Raw genomic sequence first — 17,022 nt, forward strand, 5'->3', positions numbered from 1 at the left:
GGATTATGCAGCCACGGCGCCGGGCGTCGATTGATCTTTGAGACGAGGCGGTTCAGACGCCCAGCATGGTTCTGACCATCTCCTGATCGGCGAGCAGCTCGGCCGAGGTGCCTTCGAACACCACCTGTCCCTTGGTCAGCACGACGTGGCGGTCGACCAGGTCGACCAGATCGTCGAGGTTCTTGTCGACGATCACGATCGAGATTCCCTTGCGCGCAATGATGCCGAGCGTTTCCCAGATCGCGTCGCGCATCTTGGGCGCAAGACCTTCGGTCGCTTCGTCGATCAGCAGGATGCTGGGATTGCTGAGCAGCACCCGTCCGATCGTCAGCATCTGCTGCTCGCCGCCAGACAGCTGATTGCCCCAGATCCGCCGCCGCTCGAATAGTCGCGGAAACATCTGGTAGATCGCCTCCTGGGTCCAGTCGACGCGGCCGTCAGGACCCGGGCGGGCCGCAAACAGAAGGTTTTCCTCGACCGACAGGTTCGGAAAGATGCCGCGTCCCTCCGGCACGAAACCCATGCCGGCACGCGCCTTGATATTGGCCCTCGCATCGGTGACGTCGCGGCCGTCCAGCAGAATCGCGCCGCGCTTCGGCTTCAGTAGTCCCATCAGTGTCCGCAGCAGCGTCGTCTTGCCCATGCCGTTGCGGCCGAGCAGGCTAACCGTCTCGCCACGGCCGACGTGGAAGTTCACGCCGCGCAGGATGTGGCTGGGGCCGTAGAAGGCGTCGATGCCGCGTGCATCGAGCATCGCTTGTGCCGCTGCGGTCATGCCGACTCCTTCATCTTGGCGTGATGACCGAGATAGGCTTCGAGCACGGCTTCGTTGCGCCGGATCTCATCGGGGCGGCCGCGGGCGAACAGCTTGCCCTGCACCAGCACCGTCAGCGTATCGGCGGCAGCGAACACCGCATCCATGTCGTGCTCGATCACGATCACGGTGTGGTCGCGCACCAGGTCACGCAACAGCGCCACCACCCGCTGGGTTTCCTCCGGCCCCATCCCGGCCAGCGGCTCGTCGAGGATCAAGAGATCGGCGCCGCTGGCGATCAGCATTGCGATTTCGAGCTGCCGCTGCTCGCCATTCGACATCCGTCCGGCAATGGTGTCGCCGCGATCGGCGAGTCCTGCGACCCGCAGGGCGCGGTCGACCGCGGCGTGTTCGCGCGCCCGATACGGCGCATCGCGCAGCCGCCACAGCGCGCCCTTGTCGAGTTGCGCCGCGAGCACGCAGTTCTCGCGCACGGTGAAGCGCGGGAAGATGTTGGTGCGCTGATAGGAACGGCCGAGGCCGGCGCGGGCGATCCGATAGGCCGGCCAGCCGGTGACGTCGAGCTCGTCGATTTGCACACTGCCGGCGCTGGCGGGCAACGCGCCGGACAACAGGTTGGTGAAGGTGGTCTTGCCGGCGCCGTTCGGCCCGATGATGGCGTGGACCTTGTTGGGCTCAAACGTCACGGTGACGTCGCTGACCGCCGCGATGCCGTTGAAGTTCTTGCTGAGATGGCTGGTCGCCAGCGCCTTCGCGGTCTTCGCCGGACGCTGCGGTTCGTCCACCGGAGGCCGCGCGGGTGTGGCCTGGGGCTGCTTGCGCCGCCAGTTCAGCAATCCAGCGAGGCCGTCCGGCGACATCAGCACCGCGGCGATCAGTGTGGCGCCGGTGCCGAGCCGCCAATGGTCGGCGACCAGCGAGCCGACGATGCTGGCGGTCTTCAATAGTTCTTCCAACGACGAGTAGGCGAGCGCGCCGAGGATCGGGCCGAACAGCGTGCCGGCGCCGCCCAGCACCACCATCATGATGGCGAGGCCGGATTGATGCCAGTTGAGCAGGTCGGGCGTGACGAAACCGTCGATCGAGGCGAACAGCGCGCCGGCGAGCCCGGCCACCATGCCGGCAATGGTGAAGGCGGCGAGCTTGTAGCGATAGGTGTCGTAGCCGAGCGAACTCATCCGCACCTCGTTAGCGCGGATGCCCTGCAGCACCCGGCCGAACGGCGACCGCACCAGCGCCAGCAGCAGGCCGTAGGCGGCGATCAGCACGACGATGCAGACGTAATAGAACTGCAGGCGGTCGGAGAAATCGAGCAGCGTCAGACCGCCCAGCGTCAGCTCGGGCTTGACGTTGATATAGGCGCCGTCCGAGCCCTTGGCGATGTCGGTGTCGTGGAACAGCGCGAACAGCATCTGGCCGGCGGCCAGCGTCACCATGATGAAATAGAAGCCACGCGTCAGCGTCGCGAACGCGCCGACCACCAGCGCGGCGAGCCCGCCGGCCAGCAGGCCAGCGCCGAGCGCGACAATGACATTGGCGGCCTCTGCCTCGGGTGAAACAAAATACACCGCATAGGCGCCGCAGCCGAAGAACGCGGCGTGGCCGAAACTGACCAGGCCGGTGACGCCGATCAGCAAGTCGAGGCTGAGCACGAAGGTCGCGATGATCACGATCCGTGTCATCAGCTTGACCGGATACGGTCCGGCGATGAACGGCAGCGCCAGCAGGCAGCCGAGCAGCACCGTGAAGAACAGGACGACGACGAGGTTGGGACGGGTCAGCATCGTCAGGCCCGCCCGAACAGCCCGGCCGGCCGGATCACCAGCACCAGCGCCATTAGCGCGTAGATGATGATGCTGGAGAACTGCGGCAGGAACACCTTGCCGAACGCGTCGGCCATGCCGATAAGCAGCGATCCGATGAACGCGCCGCGCACCGAGCCGATGCCGCCGATCACCACGACCACGAAGGAGATGATCAGCACGCGGTCGCCGATGCCTGGATAGGCGCTTTCGATCGGCGCCGCCAGCATCCCGGCGGTGGCGGCGAGTGCAACGCCGGTGGCGAATACCATGCGGAAGATCAGCCGCGAGTCGAAGCCGAGTGCCTCAACCATCTCGCGGTTGGATTCGGCGGCGCGGATCAGGCGGCCGATCCGGGTCTTCTGGATCACCAGCGCCATTGCGATGGCCAGCGCAACGCAGATCGCCATCAAAGCCAGCCGATAGACCGGATAGCTCAGGCCTTCGGTGAGCCTGACGCTGTGTGACAGATAGCTCGGCGCCGGGATCGAATGCGGATACGAGCCCCACACCACCTGCTGAAATTCGTTGAAGATCAGGATCAGCGCGAAGGTCAGCAGCACCTGCTGTAGATGATCGCGATCGTAGAGATGGCGGATGAACAGCCACTCGATCGCCAGACCGAGCAGGAAGGCGAGCGGAATGCCTGCGACCAGCGCCAGGAAGACGTCGCCGAACATCCCGGTCAGCGACAGCGCCAAATAGGCGCCGAGCATGTAGAACGAGCCGTGCGAGAGATTGATGACGCCGAGAATGCCGAACACCAGTGTCAGGCCGCTGGCGGCCAGAAAGATCACCAGTCCGGTCTGAAGGCCGTTCAGCGCCTGAATCAGAATGAGACTCATGGGAACCTGTCACCGATGTCGGTCGGGTAGGGCCGCGGACGGCGACGATGCGCCGGCCGCTGCCGAACCCTCAGTCGGGCAGTTATCAGCTCAGCTTGCAGCCGATCGCTTCGTCGGCGACCGCCGGTGCGGCGAGGCCGAGATTGACGCTCTTGCCGCCCTTCAGCTCGCGCAGATAGAAGTTCTGCACCGGGTTATGCGCGGCCGACAGTTTGAACGGTCCGCGCGGGCTGGCGAAGCTTGCCGCCGCCATCGCGGCATTGAGCTCCTTGCGCTTAGCGACGTCGCCGCCGACCGCCTTGAGGCCGGCGTCGAGCAGCTGCCCGGCGTCCCAGCCCTGCACCGCAAAGACGTCCGGAGGGATCTTGTAGGCCGCCTCGAACGATTTGACGAACGCCTGGTTCTCGGCGTTGTCGAGGTCGCTGACGTAGTGCAGCACGGTCTTGATGCCGTCGCCGGCCGGGCCGGCCGCGGCTTCGACGCCATCGGTGAGGAAGCCAGGTCCCCACAGCGGAATGCCGAGATTGGCTGCCGCGTAGTCCTTGATGAATTTCAGCGCGCCGCCGCCGGAGAAGAACGCATAGACGCAGTCCGGCTTCAGCGACGCGATCTCGGCCAGCGCCGATTGGAATTCGACGTCGGGGAACGCGATGGTGATGTCCTTGACCACCTCGCCCTTACCGGCGATGAACGACTTCTTGAAGCCGGACACCATCTCTTCGCCTGCCGCATACTTCCAAGTGACCGTGACGGCCTTCTTCAGGCCGGCTTTGATCATCGCATCGCCGGTGGCGCGGCCGATCTGGCCGTTGGCGAATGAAGTGCGGAACACGTTGGGCGCGCACATCGCGCGGGTGATGATGTCGGCCCCGGCGTTCGGCACGATGGTCGGAATGCCGTCCTCGCGGGCGATCTTCACCATCGCCATCGCCACGCCGGAATGCACCGTGCCGATCAGCACGTCGGCCTTCTCGCTCTGGATCAGCTTGGTGGTGAGTTCGGTCGCCTTCGGCGGTGCGGATTCATCGTCGACTTTGACGAAGCTGATGCTCCTGCCGCCGAGCTTGCCGCCCTGCGATTGCACATACAGCTCGAGGCCGCGGGTGATGGCTTCGCCGAGCGGCGCATAAGTCCCGCTATAGGGCAGCAGCAGGCCGACCTTCAGGGCGCCGGCTTGCGCGTAGGACGGGCGAATAAACGGGCCGCAGGCCAGCGCGGCACCAGCCGACGCTCCGAGCGACAACAGACGACGTCGATCGATCATGGTAGTCCTCCCCTCGGTCTTCCCTTCGCGAGCGATCAGCTCGTCATTTTGCTTTTTCGGTACTTTATTGCGACTATTACATCGAGCCAGATCATTTTGCGAGACGCCAATGAGGCCGATGGTCGCATCGTCAGTCTTGCTGATATTGCGCTGCACCCGCAAGCGCCGACTTGGTTGTCATCGTCCGCTGCCGGCGGCGGCGCGTCCATAGACCACGCGGTCAGCGCGCGTGTTTTCCGTAGCGTCCACTCCGCCGAGCGTCATCTCGCGGAGCAGATAGCGCTGCAGCTTGCCGCTCGATGTCTTCGGCAGATCGTCCATGATCTGAATCCAGCGCGGATATTTCCACGGCCCGATCGCGGCCTTGACGTGTTCCTTCAGCTCGTCGAACAGCGCTCCGGGATCGATATCGGTGCGGGACGCCAGCACGACGAACGCCTTCGGCTTCACCAGCCCATCGATGTCTTCGGCCGGGATCACCGCAGCTTCCAGCACCTTGGCGTGACTCATCAGCGCCTGTTCGATCTCGAACGGTGACACCCAGATGCCGCTGACCTTGAAGATGTCGTCGGTCCGCCCGCAATAGGTGTAAACGCCATCGGCGCGCCGGTGATATTTATCGCCGGTTCGGGTCCATTCGCCGACGAAGGTCGTTCGTGTCTTGTCGCGCTGATTCCAATAGCCCGCGGCGGCCGAACGGCCATTCACCAGCAATTCGCCGATCTCGCCGTCGGCCACGTCGTCTCCACTTTCGTCGACCAGCCGCAGCCGGTAGCCGTCGACCGGCACACCTGACGTTCCGTATTCCACGGCGTGTGGGAGGTTAGTCAGGAACAGGTGGCCCATCTCGGTTGAGCCAACGCCGTTGACGACGTCGCGGCCGAAACGATTGCGCCAGTTGAGCCCGACCTGCGCCGGCAGCGGTTCACCTGCAGAGACGCACAGCCGCAGCCTTTCCGGGAGTGTCTCTGTGCGAGAGCGCGGATCGGCCAGCATGGCCGCATAGAGTGTCGGCACAGCGAACAGCATTGTTGGCTGGTGCAGCTGCAAAGTATCGAACACCGAGTCGGCGGTCGGCCGTTCGGGGTAGAGCACCGAGGTGGCGCCGATCCCCATGGTGCAGAACATCGCGTTGCCGAGCCCATAGGCGAAAAACAGCTTGGCTGCCGAGAACACCACGTCATCTTCGCGGTAACCGATCCGGCGGCCGGCATTCTCGGCCATGACGCGCGGACTCGAATGTACGTGCATCACGCCTTTCGGCATCCCCGTGGTGCCCGAGGAATATTGCCAATAGGCGATGTCGTCCGCGCAAGTCGCAGCGGGGGCGCCGCCTTCGTCCTCGGCCGCGAGCAGCTCAGCCAGTTGCAGGGCTGAGTGCGGAGCGTCGTCCACTGCGACCACCGCGCGCAGATGCGGCAGATCGGCCGTGGCCTCTTCGATGACTGGCAGGAATTCCGAGGAGGCGAACACCACCTTGGATCGCGAATCTTCTAGCAGATAGCGATACTGATCCGTGTTCAGCCGGGTGTTGAGCAGCACCGGAACGATTCCGGCGCGGATCGCGCCCCAGAACAGGATCGGGAAGTCGACGGTGTCCTTGAGCACCAGCGCAATGCGGTTTTCCTGCTCGACGCCGAGGCGTGCCAGCATTGGGCCGACGCGTGCGACGGCGTCGCGCAGCTCGCCATAACTCAAGCTGCGCTGCGGATCGATGAAGGCGATTTTGCCGCCCCGGCCTTCCGCAACGTTGCGGTCGACGAAATCGACCGCCGCGTTGTAGTCGCGTAGCGGCATGGTTCCCTCCAACGTCTATGAATTGGAGTGATCTAAGCGTTCGCTCGGAGCGATCTCCTTGATTTTTGCTAAGCGCTTAGTCGACTGTTGCGGCGTGACGATCGCTTGACTTTGGTCATGGATGCCGCCCTCCCGCGCCGACAGTCTGGTTGGCGAGGGAGCGACCCATGGATGAAACGATGCTGCGACGCCGCAAGCGGCTGCTCGGCCTGAACGTCAATGGCCGATGGCGCGAGGACGCGGTTACCGACGACATGTTGTTGGTCGATTACTTGCGCGACATCGCCGGGCTCACCGGCGTCAAGACAGGATGCGACGGCGGCGAGTGCGGTGCTTGCACCGTGCTGATCGACGGCGAAGCAACTCCGTCCTGCCTGGTGCTGGCGGTGCGCTGCGAGGGACGTCACGTCGAGACGGTCGAGGGCCTGGCGGCGAATGGGCGGCTGCACCGGCTGCAGCAGACATTTCACGAGCGGCTCGGCGCCCAATGCGGCTTTTGCACGCCCGGCATGATCATGGCGGCCGAAGGTCTGTTGCGCCGCAATCCGTCGCCGACCGACGAAGAGATCAGGACGGCGCTGTCCGGTAATCTCTGTCGTTGCACGGGCTACGCCAAGATTGTCGAATCGGTGCAAGCCGCCGTGGAGATCGCGCCATGAGCAGTCCCGCGTTTCAGGGAGGCCTCGACCGTGCCGGCGTTCCGCTGGTCGATGGCATCGACAAAGTCACCGGGCGAGCGCGTTATACCGCCGATCTGGATCATGCCGACGCGCTGGTCGCGCGGATTCTGCGCAGTCCGATCAGTCATGGCGAGATCGCCCGGCTCGATATCAGCAAGGCCCTCGCGCTCAACGGCGTCGCTGCGATCGTCACCGGTGAGGACTGTGCGATCACCTACGGTGTGCTGCCGATCGCGATGAACGAATATCCGATGGCGCGCGATCGCGTCCGGTATCGAGGCGAGCCGATTGCTGCGGTGGCTGCGATCGACGCCGAGACGGCGCAGCGCGCGCTCGACCTGATCGAATGCGAGTTCCGAAAGCTGCCGGCCTACTATGAGTCCGAGGCTGCACGCGCCCCGGATGCTTGGTTGCTGCACGACAACAAGCCGGGCAATATCGAACGCGAAGTTCACAACGAGTTCGGCGATCTCGCCGCGGGCTTCGAAGCCGCCGACTTGATCCGTACCCACACGCACCATTGTGCGGAGGTCAACCACGCCCAGATCGAGCCGCATGCCTGTCTGATGGATTACGATCCGGCCACTGGGAGGCTGACCGCCCAGAGCGTGTCACAGGTCGGCTATTATCTGCACCTGATGCTGGCGCGCTGCCTCGAGATCGATCCGTCGCGGGTGCGGGTGATCAAGCCGTTCGTCGGCGGCGGTTTCGGCGCGCGGGTGGAGGTGCTGAACTTCGAGGTGATCGCCGCGCTGCTCGCCCGTAAGGCCGGCGGCAAAGTGTCGATGCGGCTGAGCCGTGAAGAGACCTTCATTACCCACCGCGCCCGGCCGCAGACCGACATCACCTTGACGATCGGCATGCGCCGCGACGGCCGGTTCACCGCCTGCTCATGCGAGGTGGTGCAGCGCGGCGGCGCCTATGCAGGTTACGGCATCGTCACCATCCTGTATGCTGGCGCGCTGCTGCAGGGTTTGTACGACATTCCGGCGGTCAAATACGACGGCTACCGCGTCTACACCAACCTGCCGCCGTGCGGCGCTATGCGCGGGCACGGCTCGGTCGACGTCCGTCATGCTTTCGAGAATCTGGTCGACCGGATGGCGCGAGAACTCGGCCACGATCCTTTTGCGGTGCGCCGTACCAATCTGCTGGCGGCGCCGACGCGCACGCTCAACGATCTGATGGTCAACAGCTACGGCCTCGCCGAGTGCCTGGACAAGGTCGAGCATGCCAGCGGCTGGCGCGAGCGGATCGGCCGGTTGCCGCCGGGCAAAGGCCTCGGCATGGCCTGCTCGCACTATGTCAGCGGCTCGGCCAAGCCGATCCATTTCACCGGCGAGCCCCATGCGGTGGTGGCGCTGCGGCTCGATTTCGACGGCGGCGTCACCGCGCTGACCGGCGCCGCGGACATCGGCCAGGGATCGTCCACCGTGGTGGCGATCACGGTCGCAGAAACGCTGGGCATCGCGCTGAACCGGGTCCGGGTGATTTCCGGCGACTCCGCCATCACTCCGAAGGACAATGGTGCGTATTCGTCGCGCATCACCTTCATGGTCGGCAACGCTGCCATCGATGCGGCGACGAAGTTGAAACAGATCCTGATCGCGGCGGCAGCCCGCAAGCTCGAGGCCGCGCCCGAGCAGATCGAGTGTGCCGGCGAGAGCTTCTTCATCGGCAGCGGCGCCCAGGCCGCGCTCGGGTTCGCCGAAGTGGCCAAAGCCGCGCTGGTCGACGAGGGCGCAATCACGGTCAAGGGCACTTTCACGTGCCCGCCGGAATCGCAGGGCGGCAAACATCGCGGCGGCGCCGTCGGTTCGACAATGGGATTCAGCTACGCCGCTCAGGTGGTCGAGGTCAGCGTCGATGACGCGACCGGCCTGATCACCGTCGACAAGGTCTGGGCGGCGCTTGATTGCGGCCGCGCCATCAATCCGCTCGCGGTGGTCGGGCAGGTACAGGGCGCGGTGTGGATGGGGATGGGGCAGGCAATGTGCGAGGAGACGCGCTATCTCGACGGACTGCCCGCGCATGCCAGCTTTCTCGAATACCGGATGCCGACGATGATTGAATCGCCTCCGATCGAGGTCGCGATCGTCGAAAGCGTCGATCCGTTTGGGCCGTTCGGCGCCAAGGAGGCCAGCGAAGGTGCGCTTGCTGGCTTTCCGCCGGCGATGGTCAATGCCGTCGCCAATGCCATCGGCATCGATCTCGATGATCTGCCGGCGACGCCCGATCGCGTCGTCGAGGCGCTGGCGCGGAGGCGGCGCGAAGCGAAGCGGGCAGTGGCGGTGAGGGCCGCTTCATGACGGGCCTGAACGCGTTGAATTTGCTTCGTCCCGGCTCGGTCGATGAGGCGATCGCCGCACTGCTGGCGCATCCGGAAGGACGGCTGCTCGGGGGCGGCACGGATCTGCTCGTCAACATGCGGCGCGGCATCGCGCAGCCCGAGACGCTGATCGACACCACCGGCATCGCCGAGATCAAACGGCTCGTCGCCGATGGCAGCGGCGTGACCATCGGCGCCGGAGTCAACGTGGCGACCCTCGCCGCCGACAGTCTGGTTGCGGCCTGCTATCCGGCGCTGAGCGAAGCTGCTCGCAGTGTGGCGGGGCCCGGTCATCGCAAGCTCGGCACCGTCGGTGGCAATCTCTGCCTCGACACCCGCTGCATCTACTACAATCAGACCGAATGGTGGCGCGGGGCCAATGCGTACTGCCTGAAGAATCGCGGCGAGACTTGTCACGTCGCCCCGAAGGGCACCCGCTGCCACGCCGCCTTCAGCGGCGATCTTGCGCCGGCCCTGCTGGTGCTCGGCGCCGAGGTTGAGATCGCCGGGCCGGGTGGCCGGCGCCGCATCGCGCTCAGCGAATTGTATGTTGAAGATGGACGGGCGCATCTCGCGCTGCGGCCAGGCGAGGTCCTTGTTACGGTGTGGCTGCCGCCCGACCCACCTGCGTCGCGCTACGTCAAGGTGCGGCAGCGCGGCGCAATCGACTATCCGCTTGCCGGCATAGCAGTTGCGCTGACGCGTTCCGGGTCCAAGATCGCGCAGCTTCGCATCGCGCTGACGGGGACCAATTCAAGGCCGTTCCTGCTCGCCGAGACCGCCGCCTTTTCGCAGCGGCCGCTCGACGATGCTCTGCTGCGCGAGATCGATCGGCTGGTGCAGAAACAAGTGCAGCCGATGCGGACGACGCTGATGCCGGCCAATTACCGGCGCGTCGTCGCGGCGGCCCTGGCAAGCCGCGTGACGGCCGAGCTGTTTGCCTCACTGGCGTAGGGGTGACGTGGCCCTGCGCGAATGAGCGGTTAGCGCACGGCCTGCAGCTTGCCGCGCACCGCACTGCGGCCGTCGGTTGCCAGCTTGCGCAACCGTGCGACATCGCGCACCGCGACTTGTGATGCCTCGACGGTGACGCCGATGCTGCGCAGCTTGGCGAAGGCCCGCGACAGCGATTCCGGCGTCAAACCCAACTCACCGGCGATCAGCGCCTTGTCGTAGGGCAGCACCAGCGCGCAGGAGCCGTGCTCGGCGGTCGCTAGCGAGGCGAGGAATTCGGCCAGCCGCTGCACCCCGCTCTGCGCCTTGAGTTGTTCGACACGCTGCACCAGATGGTGCATATGCTGGCAGATCGAAGCGATCATCGGCACCGAGATATCCGGGTTGGCTCGGATGCAGCGGACCAGATGATCGGCAGGGATTCGCGCGACACGCGCGTCGGTGACGGCTTCGGCGTTGGCCAGATAGCGATGGCCGGTCAGCGCCGCAGCTTCGGCGAAACTGCCGCCACGGCTCATGATTTCGATCACGGCTTCGTCGCCGGCCAGATTGCTGCGAAACAGCTTGACCCAGCCGCCGACGACGATGAAGAACGCGGTCGCCGGTTCGTCCTGGCGCACGATCGACTCGCGCGGCCGCAGGCTGATCGCGGTGGCCGGCGCGATCATGTGCGCGACGGTCTCCGCCTTCAGTCCGCGAAACACGGCGATCCGGGTGATGACCTGTAGATCACCACCGGTCAGCTTCGAAGCCATCGAGAGCGTTTCCAATTTTGATTAGGGCAACTACACCCCATGCGGGTTTCGCGGTTCCTTGATCGCCATCAACTATTTTGAGCATTCCGGTACGAAATTATGTTGCATTGCAGCGCCATGTTGCAAAGCAATCACCCGTGCTGCGCCGCGGAGGCGCGTTGAAAACCTGCGAGCTACTGCTAACCTACGAGGCATGGACATTCGGGCGGCGGTGTTTCGAGAGATTGGCGCGGCGCTCCGCGTCGAGCGGATCGTGCTGGATCCGCCGCAGCCGACCGAAGTCTTGGTGCGGCTAGCTGCGATCGGCCTGTGCCGCACCGATTATCACGTGATGCGCGGCGAGCGCCGTGTTGCGATGCAGCCGATGGTGCTGGGTCATGAAGCCGCGGGGGTCGTCGAGGCGATCGGCAATCAGGTGCAGGGCGTCGAGCCGGGCGATCACGTGGTGCTCACCTTCATTCCGGGCTGCGGTCGTTGTCGCTGGTGCCAGCGCGGATTGCATCATCTATGCGCCGAGGGGCCGCGCATCACGCATGGGCCGCAGCTCGACGGCAGCTTCCGCCGACGCGATGCCGACGGCCACGATGTCGGCGCGTTCTGCATGATCGGAGCGTTTGCCGAAGCCACGGTCGTCGATCAGGCCTCGGTGCTGGTGATCGAGAAGGATATTCCGCTCGATCATGCCAGCCTGATCGCTTGTGGCGTGCCGGCCGGTGTCGGCGCTGCGCGCCATCGCGCGCGCGTCAAGCCGGGCGACACCGTGCTGGTCGTGGGCTGCGGCGGCGACGGCATGAACGTGGTGCAGGGCGCAAAGCTCTGCGGCGCGTCGATGATCATCGCTGCCGACATCGTCGCACAAAAGCTGGAATGGGCGCGGAGCTTCGGCGCCACGCACGGCACCACGGCGCAAGGCGGCGAGCTGATCAGCACCGTGCAGGCGTTGACTGAAGGCGTTGGCGTCGATCACGCCTTCGTCTGCATCAACCCAGCCGAAACGCTGCTGCCGGCGTTTCGTGCCACCGCGAAGGCCGGCAACGTTGTGGTCACTGCGATCACGCCCGACACCGTCAAGCAGATCGACGTGCCGCCGCTGGAACTGTTCGCCACTCAGAAGGCGATCATGGGCGCGGTGTACGGCTTCGCCAGCCCGCGTCTGCAGATCCCCGAACTGCTGGGCTTGTATCGCCGCGGCGATCTCAAGCTCGGCGAACTGATCAGCCGGACCTATCGGCTCGACGAGATTAACCAAGGTTATGCCGACCTCGATGCCGGGCGGAACCTGCGCGGCGTAGTGCTGATCGATTAAAGTCAGCGCGCAACGCCGATGACAAAAGGAAGAACAATGGCAGGCTTGAACCCGACTGGTACGCTGGCAATCGAAGGCGCCCAGTTGGAATATCGCTTCGCCGGTCCACAGCCGGACGTCGCGCCGACCCTTGTGTTGCTGCACGAAGGTTTGGGCTCGGCGGCGTTGTGGGGCGAATTTCCGGACAAGCTCGCGGCCGCGACCGGTGCCGGCGTGTTCGCATATTCCCGCGCCGGCTATGGCAGCTCGACACGTGCCGCATTGCCGCGCCCGCTCGACTACATGCATCGTGAGGCTTTGCAGGTGTTGCCGCGGGTGCTTGACCAGATCGGCTTTCGCCGCGGCCTGCTGGTCGGCCACTCCGACGGGGCCTCGATTGCGGCGCTGTATGCGGGCGGCGTCGCCGATCACCGCGTTCGCGGTGTCTCGCTGATCGCGCCGCACTTCATCGTCGAAGACATTTCGGTGGCGTCGATCGCGGCGATTCGGACGACGTACGAGACGACCGAGCTGCGTGCAAAGCTCGCGCGCTGGCACGACGACGTCGACAATGCCTTTTACGGCTGGAACGATGCCTGGCTCGATCCGGCGTTTCGCGCCTGGGACATCGCCGACTCGCTCGCTTACATCCGGGTGCCGCTGCAGATCGTGCAGGGCGAGAACGACCAATACGGAACGATGCGGCAGATCGAGATCGCACGTTCGGAATGCTATTGCCCGCTCGAAGTCGAACTGCTCGCGGGAGCGGGGCATTCGCCGCATCGCGAAGCCGCCGACGCGACGCTGCGGCTGATCGCCGGCTTCGCGGACCGCATTCTGAGCGGCCATGCCGAGGCGACCGGCGGTCGCGCGGCCTGATCGGCCATCGGCAATGGACCAGGCCGCCTCGCATTAAAATGCATCAAAGTCGCATTTGCGGCTGGACTCTCCGGCAAAACATGAATTATAATGCACATTAGAAGCAAGAGGAAGCGCAGGGAGCCGCCATGGCCGAGGCCGCAGACACGCGCCCGCTCGCGAACGGAGCTGTGCGGGTCGATTTTCAGACCGAGCCGTCCCGCTATCGGCATTGGAAGCTGACGGTTGATGGCGAGATCGCTACGCTCACCCTGGACGTCGACGAGAACGGCGGTCTGTTCGAAGGCTACCAGCTCAAGCTGAATTCCTACGATCTCGGCGTCGACATTGAACTCGCCGACGCGATGCAGCGGCTGCGGTTCGAACATCCCGCCGTGAAGGTGATCCTGCTACGCTCCGCCAAGAACCGGGTGTTCTGCGCCGGCGCCAATATCCGGATGCTGGCCGGGGCCAGCCACGTCCACAAGGTCAACTTCTGCAAGTTCACCAACGAGACCCGCAACGGCATCGAGGATTCGTCGCAGCATTCCGGCCAGCGTAGCATCGCGGTGATCAACGGCACCGCGGCCGGCGGCGGTTACGAACTCGCGCTCGCCGCCGATCATATCATCATGGCCGACGACGGCTCCGCGGCGGTCGCCTTGCCGGAAGTACCTCTACTCGCGGTGCTGCCCGGCACCGGCGGCCTGACCCGCGTGATCGATAAGCGCAAGGTCCGCCGCGATCATGCCGATGTGTTCTGCACCATCGAGGAAGGCATCAAGGGTAAGCGCGCGGTGCAGTGGCGGCTGGTCGACGACATCGTCGCGACCACCAAGCTCGACGCCAAGGTGGCCGAGCGCGCCCGCGAACTTGCTGCCGCCTCGCCGCGAAACGGAAGCGGCGCGGGCGTGGAGCTGACGCCGCTGCAGCGCCAATTCGACGATACCAGCGTGCGCTACGGCTTGGTCGGCATCGAGATCGATCGCGCCGCCCGGGTCGCGACCATCACGCTGACGGGTCCGGACGAAGCGCCGCCGACGTCGGTCGAAGCGCTGCAGGCGCAAGGCGCGGCGTTCTGGCCGTTGCAGCTCGCCCGCGAACTCGACGACGCCGTCCTGCATCTGCGGCTGAACGAGCCGGAGCTCGGACTTTGGGTGTTCAAGTCCCACGGCGATGCGAACCAAGTGCTGGCTTACGACGCGCTTCTCGAAGCACACAAGGATCACTGGCTGGTCAACGAGATCCGCCATTTCTGGAAGCGCGTGCTGAAGCGCGTCGATGTCACGTCGCGCTCTCTGGTGACGTTGGTGGAGCCCGGCTCATGCTTCGCCGGTACGTTGGCGGAGCTCGTGTTCGCCGCCGACCGCAGCTACATGCTGATCGGCTCCCGTGAGGGCGATAATCGTCCGCCGCCGATGCTGACGTTGTCGGGACTCAACTTCGGTGCCTATCCGATGAGCCACGGTCTCACCCGGCTGCAGTCGCGCTTCCAGGCTGATCCGGCCGACCACGAGGCGGTGCAGAGCAAAACCGGCGAAGCGCTCGATGCCGAGGCGGCGGAGACGCTGGGTCTGGTCACGTTCGCGCTCGACGATATCGATTGGGACGATGAGGTCCGCGTCTTCCTGGAAGAGCGCGCATCGTTCTCGCCCGACAGTCTCACCGGCATGGAAGCGAACCTGCGCTTCGTCGGCCCCGAGACCATGGAGTCGAAGATCTTCGCGCGGCTTACTGCCTGGCAAAATTGGATCTTCCAGCGTCCCAATGCGGTCGGCGAGGTCGGCGCGCTTCGCCGCTACGGCAGCGGGCAGAAGCCGCAATTCGATATGACGAGAGTCTGACACGAGCGATCAGCTCGATGTGGCGCGCTCTCGCTGAAACGAGACATCTGCTTCGTCATTGCGAGCGAAGCGAAGCAATCCAGGACCGCGCGCGAGGCAGCTGGATTGCTTCGTCGTTCCGTTCCTCGCAATGACGGTGATTGATACCGCGATCAACCCGGGAGCCGCCCATGAACATGAACATCATGCACGTCGACTACTCGACCAAGATCCCCAACAACGTCGATCTCGGCTCCGATCGCCAGGTGCTGAAGGCGCTCGAGGGATGGCATCCCGGCTACATCGACTGGTGGAACGACATGGGGCCGGAGGGCTTCCAGGAGTCGCTGGTGTACTTGCGCACGGCGTATTCGGTCGACCCGCGCGGCTGGGCGAAGTTCGACTACGTCAAGATGCCCGATTATCGTTGGGGCATTCTGCTGGCGCCGAAGGAAGAAGGCCGCGTGGTGCCGTTCGGCCAGCATTACGGCGAGCCGGCTTGGCAGGAAGTGCCGGGCGAGCACCGCGCGATGCTGCGGCGGCTGATCGTGATCCAGGGTGATACCGAGCCGGCGTCGGTCGAGCAGCAGCGCCATCTCGGCAAGACCGCGCCGTCGCTCTACGACATGCGCAACCTGTTCCAGGTCAACGTCGAAGAGGGTCGCCATCTGTGGGCGATGGTGTACCTGCTGCAGAAATACTTCGGACGCGACGGCCGCGAGGAGGCTGACGGTCTGCTGCGCCGCCGCTCCGGCTCGGACGATGCGCCGCGGATGCTGGGGGCGTTCAACGAGGCGACGCCGGACTGGCTGTCGTTCTTCATGTTCACCTATTTCACCGACCGCGACGGCAAGATGCAGCTACACAGCCTGGCGCAGTCGGGCTTCGATCCGCTGTCCCGCACTTGCCGCTTCATGTTGACCGAAGAAGCGCACCACATGTTCGTCGGCGAGACCGGCATCAGCCGGGTGGTGCAGCGGACCTGCGAGGCGATGCGCGCCGCGGGCATCACCGATCCGACCGACATCGACAAGGTCCGCGCGCTCGGCGTGATCGATTTGCCGACGGTGCAAAAGAAGCTCAATCTGCACTACTCGCTGTCGCTCGATCTGTTCGGCTCGGAAGTCTCGACCAACGCCGCCAACGCCTTCAATGCCGGCATCAAGGGGCGCTTCCACGAGACTCAGATCCAGGACGACCACAAGCTCGAGCACGACACCTATCCGGTGCTGAAGCTGGTGGACGGCGAGATCAAGCGTGTCGACGAGCCGGCGCTGACCGCGCTGAACATGCGGCTGCGTGACGATTACTCGCAGGATTGCGTCAAGGGTCTGCTGCGCTGGAACAAGGTGATCACCACCGCCGGCTACGACTTCCAGCTCAAGCTGCCGCACGTCGCGTTCCACCGCCAGATCGGCGAGTTCAAGGACGTCGAAGCGACGCCCGACGGCGTGCTGATCGATCCGGCGACCTGGGCCAAGCGGCGCAACGAATGGCTGCCGTCGGGGGATGATGGCGAATTCATCGCCTCGCTGATGGTGCCGGTGTCGGAGGCCGGGCAGTACGCGTCGTGGATCTCGCCGCCGAAGGTCGGCATCGACAATCGCCCGGGTGATTTCGAGTACGTCAAGATCGAGACCTGAGGCGCGCGGGAAGCTGTAGCGCTCTCATTCTTAGACCTATGTCTAAGGCCGCCCGACGAAAGCCGGGCGGCCTTTTGCATGCCGGTCATGCATGCGGAACGTCGGGTGAAGACTCGCTTGCTGCCCGTCAGCGCCGGTCAATAGCGCACAAATCGGCCTAATCCCTCGATCGCCACCGAGTGGACTGCGTCCGCCGGCAATGGTGCGGCGCC

General features: G+C 64.9%; 13 protein-coding genes. 7 read left to right on the forward strand and 6 right to left on the reverse strand.

Annotated features, from left to right (window positions below; genetic code table 11):
• Positions 1-52: 52 nt before the first annotated feature.
• The 5 genes from RPPS3_RS03460 to RPPS3_RS03480 form a co-directional block, all read right to left on the reverse strand.
• Complete coding sequence (locus tag RPPS3_RS03460; protein WP_107342855.1) at positions 53-775, reverse strand: ABC transporter ATP-binding protein; 723 nt, start codon at positions 773-775, stop codon at positions 53-55.
• Positions 772-2,559 carry a branched-chain amino acid ABC transporter ATP-binding protein/permease gene (locus RPPS3_RS03465; RefSeq protein WP_107342856.1) on the reverse strand — a complete coding sequence of 596 codons (1,788 nt, stop codon included), beginning with the start codon at positions 2,557-2,559 and terminating at the stop codon, positions 772-774. The genes RPPS3_RS03460 and RPPS3_RS03465 overlap by 4 nt, the downstream gene beginning before the upstream one ends.
• A gap of 2 nt (positions 2,560-2,561) precedes the next feature.
• Positions 2,562-3,422: a branched-chain amino acid ABC transporter permease gene (locus tag RPPS3_RS03470; RefSeq protein WP_107342857.1), complete on the reverse strand. Its 861-nt coding sequence runs from the start codon at positions 3,420-3,422 to the stop codon at positions 2,562-2,564.
• 85 nt (positions 3,423-3,507) lie between these two features.
• Complete coding sequence (locus tag RPPS3_RS03475; RefSeq protein WP_107342858.1) at positions 3,508-4,686, reverse strand: ABC transporter substrate-binding protein; 1,179 nt, start codon at positions 4,684-4,686, stop codon at positions 3,508-3,510.
• Positions 4,687-4,863: 177 nt separating this feature from the next.
• Positions 4,864-6,483: a benzoate-CoA ligase family protein gene (locus RPPS3_RS03480; RefSeq protein WP_107342859.1), complete on the reverse strand. Its 1,620-nt coding sequence runs from the start codon at positions 6,481-6,483 to the stop codon at positions 4,864-4,866.
• Between the two features lie 167 nt (positions 6,484-6,650).
• Between RPPS3_RS03480 and hcrC the strand changes: the two genes are divergently transcribed.
• The 3 genes from hcrC to hcrB are packed head-to-tail and all read left to right on the forward strand — an operon-like array spanning position 6,651 to position 10,446.
• Complete coding sequence (gene hcrC / locus RPPS3_RS03485; RefSeq protein WP_107342860.1) at positions 6,651-7,142, forward strand: 4-hydroxybenzoyl-CoA reductase subunit gamma; 492 nt, start codon at positions 6,651-6,653, stop codon at positions 7,140-7,142.
• Positions 7,139-9,472, forward strand: coding sequence for a 4-hydroxybenzoyl-CoA reductase subunit alpha (gene hcrA / locus RPPS3_RS03490; protein ID WP_107342861.1), 2,334 nt, complete (start codon positions 7,139-7,141; stop codon positions 9,470-9,472). The genes hcrC and hcrA overlap by 4 nt, the downstream gene beginning before the upstream one ends.
• Positions 9,469-10,446, forward strand: coding sequence for a 4-hydroxybenzoyl-CoA reductase subunit beta (gene hcrB, locus RPPS3_RS03495; protein WP_107342862.1), 978 nt, complete (start codon positions 9,469-9,471; stop codon positions 10,444-10,446). Before hcrA ends, hcrB begins: the two co-directional genes overlap by 4 nt.
• Positions 10,447-10,475: 29 nt before the next feature.
• Here the strand turns inward: hcrB and RPPS3_RS03500 are convergent, their stop codons facing one another.
• Positions 10,476-11,201: a Crp/Fnr family transcriptional regulator gene (locus RPPS3_RS03500; RefSeq protein WP_107342863.1), complete on the reverse strand. Its 726-nt coding sequence runs from the start codon at positions 11,199-11,201 to the stop codon at positions 10,476-10,478.
• A 193-nt stretch (positions 11,202-11,394) separates the two neighbouring features.
• Here RPPS3_RS03500 and RPPS3_RS03505 point away from each other — a divergent pair, with 193 nt between their 5' ends.
• The 4 genes from RPPS3_RS03505 to boxB all read left to right on the forward strand — a co-directional run bounded on the left by RPPS3_RS03505 (position 11,395) and on the right by boxB (position 16,810).
• Positions 11,395-12,507 (forward strand): Zn-dependent alcohol dehydrogenase, encoded by a 1,113-nt coding sequence (locus RPPS3_RS03505; RefSeq protein WP_107342864.1) that lies wholly within the window; start codon positions 11,395-11,397, stop codon positions 12,505-12,507.
• A gap of 36 nt (positions 12,508-12,543) precedes the next feature.
• Entirely contained in the window at positions 12,544-13,365 is an 822-nt protein-coding gene (locus RPPS3_RS03510; protein ID WP_107342865.1) for an alpha/beta fold hydrolase, read from the forward strand.
• A gap of 128 nt (positions 13,366-13,493) precedes the next feature.
• A complete protein-coding gene (gene boxC, locus RPPS3_RS03515) occupies positions 13,494-15,188 on the forward strand; it encodes a 2,3-epoxybenzoyl-CoA dihydrolase (RefSeq protein ID WP_107342866.1) in 1,695 nt (564 codons plus the stop codon).
• A gap of 170 nt (positions 15,189-15,358) precedes the next feature.
• Positions 15,359-16,810, forward strand: a complete 1,452-nt coding sequence (gene boxB / locus RPPS3_RS03520) for a benzoyl-CoA 2,3-epoxidase subunit BoxB (protein WP_107342867.1) — start codon at positions 15,359-15,361, stop codon at positions 16,808-16,810.
• Positions 16,811-17,022 lie beyond the last annotated feature (212 nt).

The sequence above is a fragment of the Rhodopseudomonas palustris genome, assembly GCF_003031265.1.
Taxonomy (GTDB): domain Bacteria; phylum Pseudomonadota; class Alphaproteobacteria; order Rhizobiales; family Xanthobacteraceae; genus Rhodopseudomonas; species Rhodopseudomonas palustris_H.